A 644-nucleotide genomic window follows, 5' to 3' on the forward strand; every position below is an offset into this window, starting at 1 on the left:
GAATTTATCGCGTTCGAAGTTGCCCTCTTTTTTCTGGTTCATGACTTTGTTATCAAAGTTGTCGAAATAGACGCTGCGAATCTGATACGTGCCGTTTGCTTTGGCATGGCCATCTATTTCCATATAATGCTTCAGCTTATTGCGTAATAGGTAGCATTCCAATTGCGTCATTTCGTGTTTGATTTCCCGTCGGCCTTGAACCCCGTTTAAACTCATCGCTTTCATCGTTCTCTCTCCTTTATGCTGTTGCCTGTGATGTGTGAAGTTCTTAAGCTTGAGTATGGGCCGCTTTCCTTAAACTAACCTTAAAATAAAAAAAGACCGCCAGTTGGCGATCTTTATTTCGGTAATTTCACTTGGAATGTGGTGCCTGAGGGTTTATTGGCGAAAGCTGTAATCGTGCCGCCGTGGCTTTCGACAATCCACTGGGCGATCGATAGGAAAAAAAAAAAAACTTTAACCTTCCGTTCTATCAGGCTCCCGCGCCCCATCCCACTTCCTCCTCAGCTCCCTGCTGCTCCTCTTACTCCTCTACTCCTGACTACCCACTGTTTTTACACCGACCATTTTTCCCCCACCTTTTTGACCTACTTCATATAAAAAATATATTTCCCCCCGAAAACGATAGATTTTTATCTTCATAT

Annotated in this window: 2 protein-coding genes; both read right to left on the reverse strand. The window is 43.5% G+C overall.

What is annotated here, in order from left to right:
- A partial coding sequence (locus BHE18_RS14955; RefSeq protein WP_141771894.1) for a VTC domain-containing protein occupies positions 1-225 on the reverse strand: 225 nt, incomplete at its 3' end.
- 113 nt (positions 226-338) lie between these two features.
- Positions 339-491 carry a hypothetical protein gene (locus BHE18_RS23270; RefSeq protein ID WP_171910720.1) on the reverse strand — a complete coding sequence of 51 codons (153 nt, stop codon included), beginning with the start codon at positions 489-491 and terminating at the stop codon, positions 339-341.
- Between the last annotated feature and the right edge of the window lie 153 nt (positions 492-644).

Origin of the sequence: Rossellomorea aquimaris, from assembly GCF_001877785.1 — a bacterium.
GTDB classification, from domain to species: Bacteria; Bacillota; Bacilli; order Bacillales; family Bacillaceae_B; genus Rossellomorea; species Rossellomorea aquimaris_A.